Source organism: Pseudomonas sp. GXM4, from assembly GCF_008923895.1.
Taxonomy (GTDB): domain Bacteria; phylum Pseudomonadota; class Gammaproteobacteria; order Pseudomonadales; family Pseudomonadaceae; genus Aquipseudomonas; species Aquipseudomonas atacamensis.
On the sequence record NZ_WBRZ01000229.1, the window covers coordinates 1 to 8,593 of the forward strand.

An 8,593-nucleotide genomic window follows, 5' to 3' on the forward strand; every position below is an offset into this window, starting at 1 on the left:
CACCAGTGTCGAGCGCGACGACGGTGTCGAAACCGGCGTCTGGGAATGCACCCCAGGCCGCTGGCGGCGGCAGATCACCGCGCAGGAGTTCTGCCATTTCATTTCCGGGCGCTGCACCTTCACCCCCGACGGTGGCGGCGAAGCCCTGCACATACAAGGCGGCGATGCACTGATGTTGCCAGCCAACACGCTCGGGATCTGGGATATCCAGGAAACCGTGCGCAAGAGCTACGTGCTGATTTTCTGATTGTTTGATCCTTTGATTGCCTGCCAACAAAAAAAGCCCATACAGGAATCGCCCCATGATCCAGAAAACCCTCGCATTGGCGCCGCTGCTGCTGGCCGCTTCCGTCAGTCACGCGACCGAGACGGTCAAGGTCTACAACTGGTCCGACTACATCGCCCCGGACACCACGAAGAATTTCCAGAAAGACACGGGCATCGGCGTCACCTACGACGTTTACGACAGCAACGAAACCCTCGACGGCAAGCTGATGACCGGTAAATCCGGTTACGACGTGGTTTTTCCGTCGAACCACTTCATGGCGCGGCAGATTCAGGGCGGGGCGCTGAAGAAACTCGACAAGAGTCAGTTGCCGAACTGGAAGAATCTCAACCCGGCGCTGCTCAAGGCCTTGCAGACCAACGACCCGAACAACGAGCACGGCTTTCCGTATCTTTGGGGCAGCACCGGTATCGGCTACAACATTGCCAAGGTCAAGGCGGTGCTGGGCGACAACGCGCCGGTGGATTCCTGGGATCTGATCTTCAAGCCTGAGTACATGGAAAAACTGCAGAAGTGTGGCGTGGCGATCCTCGACAACGGCCCGGAACTGCTCCCGGCGGCGCTCAACTATCTGGGCCTGCCGCACCACAGCAAAAATCCCGAAGACTACAAAAAAGCCGAATCCCTGTTGATGAAAGTGCGGCCCTATGTCAGCTACTTCCATTCTTCGAAGTACACCAGTGACCTGGCCAACGGCGACATCTGCGTAGCGGTGGGCTTTTCCGGCGACATCCTGCAAGCGGAGAACCGAGCCAAGGAAGCCAAGAACGGCGTCGAGATCGGTTATGCGATTCCCAAGGAGGGCGCTGCGATCTGGTTCGACATGGTCGCCATGCCCGTCGACGCACCGGACGAAAAGGCCGGCTACGCCTTCATGAACTACCTGCTGCGCCCCGATGTCATGGCCGGCATCACCAATTACGTGCATTACGCCAATGGCAACGAACAAGCCGATAAACTGATCGACCCGGCGATCAAGAACGACACCAAGGTTTACCCGAGCCCGGAAATGATGGGCAAGCTGTTTGCGCTGGAGGCGATGCCGCTGAATATCGACCGGATCCGGACACGGGTGTGGAACAAGATTCGCACCGGTAGCTGAGTTTTTTCAGGCCAACGTACAAGACCCCTGTGGGAGCGAGCCTGCTCGCGAAGCGGTTTGTCATTCGACACTTATGTTGACTGGCTTGGCGCCTTCGCGAGCAGGCTCGCTCCCACATTTGTTATTCAATGAATCAGCATAGTTGATATCAAAGCACTGGCACGCCTGACTGAAAATGTGACTTGCCCAACAAATCCCAACTTACCGATATTTAATATTTAAATAGAAAATCGTCAGACAATTTCCACCCTCATCGCAACTAAAAACAATCTTTTCTCCCCGCGCGCTTTGTTTACGGCAGTTTCCTGATATAGCCAAATTGGATCGCAAAAAAACTCTTTACGACAGATTTCCAATTGTGTCAGGTTCGTTACGCCTTCATTGGGCGAGTGATAGGACGATCTCGCCAAAGATCGTCCTGTCGGACAAAAACTGTTCCATTGCTAAACAAGGAAGTGTGTTTATGTCGAAAGTTAAAACCAATGCTGTTGATTCCGCCGAACAGGCTTTCCAGCTGGCTGCCTTCAGCTCGGCGTACAACCAGATCAATAGCTTCAGCCATCAGTACGACCGCGGCGGCAACCTCACGGTCAATGGCAAACCCTCGTACACCGTCGACCAGGCGGCTACGCAATTGCTGCGTGACGGCGCTGCCTACCAGGACAAGGACGGCAGCGGCAAGATCGAACTCACCTATACGTTCCTGACGTCGGCTTCGAACAGCACGATGAACAAGCACGGCATCAGCGGGTTCAGTCAGTTCAGCGCGCAGCAGCAGGCGCAGGCCAAGCTCGCCATGCAGTCCTGGGCCGACGTGGCCAATGTCACCTTCACCGAGAGAGCCTCGGGCGGCGACGGGCACATGACCTTCGGTAACTACAGCGGTGGCCAGGATGGCGCTGCGGCGTTTGCCTATCTGCCGGGTACCGGGGCCGGTTATGACGGGACTTCGTGGTACTTGATCAACAGCGGTTACACGCAGAACAAGAACCCGGATCTGAACAACTACGGTCGTCAGACCCTGACCCACGAAATCGGCCATACCCTGGGCCTTGCTCACCCTGGCGACTACAACGCCGGCAACGGCAACCCGACCTATAACGACGCGACTTATGGCCAGGACACCCGAGGCTACAGCGTCATGAGTTACTGGAGCGAGAGCAACACCAACCAGAACTTCAGCAAGGCCGGCGTCGAAGCCTACTCGTCCGGCCCGCTGATGGACGACATCGCCGCCATCCAGAAGCTCTACGGCGCCAACACCACCACCCGCACCGGCGACACCACCTACGGCTTCAACTCCAATACCGGCCGCGATTTCCTCAGCGCGTCGTCGGCGAGCGACAAAGTGGTGTTCTCGGTGTGGGATGCCGGCGGCAAGGACACCCTGGACTTCTCCGGTTTCACCCAAAACCAGAAGATCAACCTCAACAGCGCTTCGTTCTCCGACGTTGGCGGCATGGTCGGCAACGTGTCGATCGCCAAGGGTGCGGTCATCGAGAACGCGATTGGTGGTTCGGGCAGCGATCTGTTGATCGGCAACAGCGTGGCCAACGAGCTGAAGGGCGGTGCCGGCAACGACATCCTTTACGGCGCTGGCGGTGCAGACAAGCTGTGGGGCGGCGCCGGTTCGGACACTTTCGTGTTCGCCGCCAGCTCGGACTCCAAGCCGGGTGCGATCGATCAGATCCTCGATTTCGTCAGCGGTCTGGACAAAATCGACCTGACCGGCATCACCAACGGTGCGGGCCTGCACTTCGTCAACAGCTTCACCGGTTCGGCCGGCGACGCAGTGTTGACCTCGTCGGGCGGCAATAGCCTGTTGTCGGTGGATTTCTCCGGGCATGGCGTGGCTGACTTCATCGTCAGCACCGTGGGCCAGGCTGCGACCAGCGACATCGTGGCGTGATGTGAAAGGAAAGCGGCGCCTCGTGCGTCGCTTTCTTCGCTTGCATCGGCCTGATCCCCGAGCAAGGCTACGAGCGGAAGTGAAATTTCCTATGACTCGATACGTTTTAACTGACACGACGATGGCATGGCTGATGGCAGTCACGCTGATGATGACCGGAGCGACAAGCATGGCAAGCAGCCTCAGACTCGAAGAACCCTCGGCATTCGCCGGGCGCTGGCAGGCCACTTTGACCGGTCACAGCGACACACCCGAAACGCGGGTGATGCAAGACAAACCCTCGAACACTTGCCTGGTCGAGCTTGCGCCGAACCAGACCTTGGGCGAGGGCACTCAATGTCTGGCCGCGTGGTTGGGCGAAGCGCCAATCGGCTGGTTTCCAGAGCCCGATGGCATTTCCATCACCGGCAAGGAAGGTTCGAGGATCGCCTTCTTCAGCCGCCAGCGTGATGGCATTTATACAAAGGCCTTGAGCGCCGAACTGCTTATTACGTTAGAGCGCGCAGCGCAGTAGGCAATGGTTGGCGGGTGAAAGAAAGTTGATATAAGCCAGTGGTCGTGCGTTATAAGCGCGGCATCCGGTCAAGTTGTTATGAAATTGTAAGCGCTACTTGCAAGTCATCTTTGGCAGGCAGGCGGAATATCAATGGAATGCTCGTCCGGTAATGACGAGGCATGAATTCAGGAAGAATCAATGAAGATGGCGAAGTCTCCTGCCACCGCTCCGTTAATCAAGGCATTGGGCGACTATAAAAGCATTCTGATCAGCGTCGGTTGTTTCACCGCGCTGATCAACGTGTTGATGCTGGTGCCGTCGATCTACATGCTGCAAGTTTACGATCGAGTATTGTCGTCGCAGAACGAAACCACCCTGGCAATGCTGTCGTTGATGGTGGTCGGTTTCTTCGCCTTTATCGGGCTGCTGGAAGTGATCCGCAGCTTTATCGTCATCCGCATCGGCAGCCAGCTGGAGCGTCGCTTCAATCTGCGCGTCTATCAGGCCGCGTTCGAGCGCAACCTGTTCAAGGGCGAGGGTAACGCCGGGCAGTCGCTTGGCGACCTGACCCACATTCGCCAGTTCGTCACCGGCCCGGCGTTGTTCGCCTTCTTCGACGCACCGTGGTTCCCGGTCTATCTGTTTGTCATCTACTTGTTCAATGTCTGGCTCGGCGTGCTGGCTACGGCGGGCGCGTTGCTGCTGATCGCACTGGCCTGCCTCAACGAATACATGACCAAAAAACCGCTGGGCGAAGCCGCCGGTTTTTCCCAGCAGTCCAGCCAGTTGGCCACCAGCCACTTGCACAACGCCGAAACCATTCAGGCGATGGGCATGCTCGGCTCGCTGCGCAAGCGCTGGTTCGGGGTGCATTCGCGCTTCCTCGGCTTGCAGAACCAGGCCAGCGACACCGGCGCTGTGATCAGTTCGCTGAGCAAGACCCTGCGCCTGTGTCTGCAATCCCTGGTGCTGGGCCTGGGCGCGTTGCTGGTGATCAAGGGCGACATGACGGCGGGGATGATGATCGCCGGTTCGATCCTGATGGGCCGCGTGCTGAGCCCGATCGATCAACTGATCGCTGTATGGAAGCAGTGGAGCGGGGCGAAGCTGGCTTATCGCCGTCTCGATGCGCTGTTGCAGGCGTTTCCGCCCAGCGACGAGGCGATGGCACTGCCGGCACCGAAAGGCCAGATCACCTTCGAACAAGTCAGCGCCGGCCCGCCCGGGCGGCGTGCAGCCACTTTGCACACGGTCAATTTCAATCTGAGTGCTGGTGAAGTGCTGGGTGTGCTCGGCGCTTCCGGTTCCGGCAAATCGACGCTGGCTCGAGTGCTGGTCGGTGTGTGGCCGGTTCTGGGCGGCACCGTGCGCCTCGACGGCGCTGATATTCATCGCTGGAACCGCGATCAGCTTGGTCCTTACATCGGTTACCTGCCGCAAGACATCGAATTGTTCAGCGGCAGCATCGCCGAGAACATTGCGCGCTTCAGCGAAGCCGATCCGCAAAAAGTCGTAGCTGCCGCGCAACAGGCCGGCGTTCACGAAATGATCCTGCGTTTGCCGCAAGGTTACGACACGCAATTGGGCGAGGACGGCAGCGGCTTGTCCGGTGGCCAGAAGCAACGCGTGGCCCTGGCCCGTGCGCTTTACGGCACGCCGAGTCTGGTGGTGCTCGATGAACCCAATTCCAACCTCGACACCGTCGGCGAAGCGGCATTGGCCAGCGCCATTGCGCAACTCAAGGCGCAAGGCACCACGGTGATTCTGGTGACGCACCGTTCTTCGGTGCTGGCTCAGGCTGACAAATTGCTCGTGCTCAACGGTGGCCGTTTGCAGGCGTTCGGCCCGAGTCAGGATGTGCTCAAGGCACTTTCCGGTCAGCAGGAACAGCAACGCGAAAAAGCCGCACAAGCACCGGGCGGGCTCAGCATGAGCCGGCAGTATCAGCCCACGACAAGGAATTCGGGTGTATGAGCAGCGCCAGCATGAACACTGAAAACGAAGCGAACATGGAACACGCCTACCTCACCGAACGTCCGGAGCGTGATGCGAAATTCTTCGCGCGCCTGGGCTGGATTCTGGCCATCGTCGGCGCTGGCAGTTTCTTCACTTGGGCCGCACTGGCGCCGCTGGATCAGGGCATTCCAGTGCAGGGCACCGTGGTGGTCTCGGGCAAACGCAAGGCTGTGCAGTCGATGAGCAGCGGCGTGGTCAGCCGGATTCTGGTGCGCGAAGGCCAGATCGTGAAGCAGGGCCAGCCGCTGTTCCGCCTCGATCAGACGCAGGTCGCCGCCGATGTGCAATCGCTGCAGGCGCAGTACCGCATGGCTTGGGCCAGCCTCGCGCGCTGGCAGGCCGAGCGCGACAACCTCAAACAAGTGACCTTTCCGCCTGAATTGAGCAACGACCCGGACCCGCGCCTGGCGCTGGTGCTGGAAGGCCAGCGGCAACTGTTCAGCAGCCGCCGCGAAGCGTTCTCCCGAGAACAAGCGGCACTGCGCGCCAATATCGAAGGCGCCACCGCGCAACTGGCCGGCATGCGCCGCGCGCGCAGCGACCTCAATGCCCAGGCCAGTTCCTTGCAGCAACAATTGAGCAACCTGCAACCGCTGGCCGACAACGGCTACATCCCGCGCAACCGCTTGATGGACTACCAGCGGCAACTGTCGCAAGTGCAGCAACAACTGGCAGAAAACACCGGTGAAAGCGGCCGCGTGGAGCAGGGCATCCTTGAATCGCGCCTGAAGTTGCAGCAGCACGGCGAGGAATACCAGAAGGAAGTGCGCACGCAACTGGCCGATGCGCAGTTGAAAAGCGTGACGCTGTCCGAACAGCTGACCTCCGCCGGTTTCGATCTGCAACACAGCGAGATCCTCGCCACCGCCGATGGCGTGGCGGTCAACCTCGGTGTGCACACCGAAGGCGCCGTGGTGCGTCAGGGCGAAACCCTGCTGGAGATCGTTCCGCAAGGCACCACCCTGGAAGTGGAAGGGCACTTGCCGATCAACCTGATCGACAAGGTCGGCACGCATTTGCCGGTGGACATTCTGTTTACCGCGTTCAACCAGAGCAAAACCCCGCGCGTGCCCGGCGAAGTCAGCCTGATCTCCGCTGACCAGATGGTCGATGAGAAAACTGGCGTGCCGTATTACGTGTTGCGCAGCAGCGTCAGTAATCAGGCGATGGAAAAGCTCAACGGTCTGGTGATCAAGCCCGGCATGCCGGCGGAAATGTTCGTGCGCACCGGTGAGCGTTCACTCCTCAACTACCTGTTCAAACCGCTGCTCGATCGCGCCGGTTCTGCGTTGACCGAGGAATAAGGATGTTCGGCTGTATGAAAAAGCTTTGCATGCTGGGAGCTGCAATGACGCTGCTCGCGAGTCACGCGGCAGTCGCGGCCATGGGGCCGTTTGAGATCTACGAGCAGGCATTGCGCAACGATCCGGTGTTTCTCGGTGCAATCAAGGAGCGCGATGCTGGCTTGGAAAACCGCGCGATTGGCCGCGCCGGCCTGCTGCCTCGTATCGGCTACACCTACAACAAGGGCCGCAACTCGTCCAAGGCGACGTCTCTGGATGATCGTGCGCGCAATCGCACAGATGAGCGCAACTACAACAGTTACGGCTCGGCGCTCACGGTGCAGCAACCGCTGCTTGATTACGAGGCTTACGCGGCGTATCGCAAAGGTGTGGCGCAGTCGTTGTTTGCCGACGAAGCCTTTCGCGGCAAGAGTCAGGAACTGTTGGTGCGCGTGCTGGATAACTACACCAAAGCCTTGTTCGCCCAGGACCAGATCGACATCGCCCAGGCGAAGAAGAAGGCCTACGAACAGCAGTTCCAGCAGAACGAACACATGTTCAAGCAGGGCGAGGGCACGCGTACCGATATTCTCGAAGCCGAGTCGCGCTATGAGCTGGCGACTGCCGAGGAAATCGAAGCGCGTAATGAGCAGGATGCTGCCTTGCGTGAGCTCGGGGCGCTGGTCGGCGTGCCGGCGGTGGATATCGGCGATCTGGCGCCGCTTGGTCAGCAATTCCAGACGTTCACGCTGCAACCGGCGAACTTCGACACCTGGCATGAACTGGCGATCAGCAACAACCCGAACCTCGCTTCGCAGCGGCAGGCCGTGGAAGTGGCGCGCTACGAAGTCGAGCGCAACCGCGCCGGGCATCTGCCGAAAGTCAGTGCTTATGCCTCGATGCGCGACAACGAGTCCGAAAGCGGCAACACCTATAACCAGCGCTACGAAACCAACACCATCGGCCTGGAAGTCAGCGTGCCGCTGTACGCCGGCGGCGGGGTATCGGCCTCCACACGGCAGGCCAGCCGCACCATGGAACAGGCTGAGTACGAACTGGATGGCAAGACCCGCGAAACCTTGATCGAACTGCGCCGACAGTTCAGCGCCTGCCTCTCGGGCGTGAACAAATTGCGCGCTTATCAGAAGGCCCTGAAGTCGGCCGAGGCGCTGGTGGTCTCGACCCGACAAAGCATTCTGGGCGGCGAACGCACCAATCTCGATGCGTTGAATGCCGAGCAGCAACTGTTCACCACCCGCCGCGACCTGGCCCAGGCTCGCTACGACTACCTGATGGCCTGGACCAAATTGCATTACTACGCCGGGACGCTGAATGAGCAGGATCTGGCGCGGGTGGACGAAGCATTTGTGGTCGCGCAACAGCCCTCACCCTGACCCTCTCCCAGGGGGAGAGGGGACCGATCCGGGGAGATTGGCGAGATGCACCGACTTGAACGAGCTGTGCTGAATCCGTAATCGACTGTTTTTCTCAGGTCGCTGAA

7 protein-coding genes are annotated in these 8,593 nt (G+C 59.4%); all 7 read left to right on the forward strand.

Annotated elements, in window-relative coordinates; all coding sequences use genetic code 11:
* A partial coding sequence (locus F8N49_RS21830) for a cupin domain-containing protein (protein ID WP_151552524.1) occupies positions 1-247 on the forward strand: 247 nt, incomplete at its 5' end.
* 55 nt (positions 248-302) lie between these two features.
* Entirely contained in the window at positions 303-1,388 is a 1,086-nt protein-coding gene (locus tag F8N49_RS21835) for a polyamine ABC transporter substrate-binding protein (RefSeq protein ID WP_151552526.1), read from the forward strand.
* 463 nt (positions 1,389-1,851) lie between these two features.
* On the forward strand, positions 1,852-3,297 hold the full coding sequence (locus F8N49_RS21840; protein WP_071172538.1) for a serralysin family metalloprotease: 1,446 nt from the start codon (positions 1,852-1,854) through the stop codon (positions 3,295-3,297).
* A 91-nt stretch (positions 3,298-3,388) separates the two neighbouring features.
* A complete protein-coding gene (locus F8N49_RS21845) occupies positions 3,389-3,811 on the forward strand; it encodes an AprI/Inh family metalloprotease inhibitor (protein WP_178117040.1) in 423 nt (140 codons plus the stop codon).
* Between the two features lie 180 nt (positions 3,812-3,991).
* Entirely contained in the window at positions 3,992-5,767 is a 1,776-nt protein-coding gene (locus F8N49_RS21850; RefSeq protein ID WP_151552530.1) for a type I secretion system permease/ATPase, read from the forward strand.
* The gene (locus tag F8N49_RS21855) at positions 5,764-7,113 is read left to right on the forward strand and encodes an HlyD family type I secretion periplasmic adaptor subunit (RefSeq protein WP_122706333.1); all 1,350 of its coding nucleotides are present in this window, start codon (positions 5,764-5,766) and stop codon (positions 7,111-7,113) included. The genes F8N49_RS21850 and F8N49_RS21855 overlap by 4 nt, the downstream gene beginning before the upstream one ends.
* A gap of 2 nt (positions 7,114-7,115) precedes the next feature.
* Complete coding sequence (locus F8N49_RS21860) at positions 7,116-8,486, forward strand: TolC family outer membrane protein (RefSeq protein WP_151552532.1); 1,371 nt, start codon at positions 7,116-7,118, stop codon at positions 8,484-8,486.
* Positions 8,487-8,593: the final 107 nt, after the last annotated feature.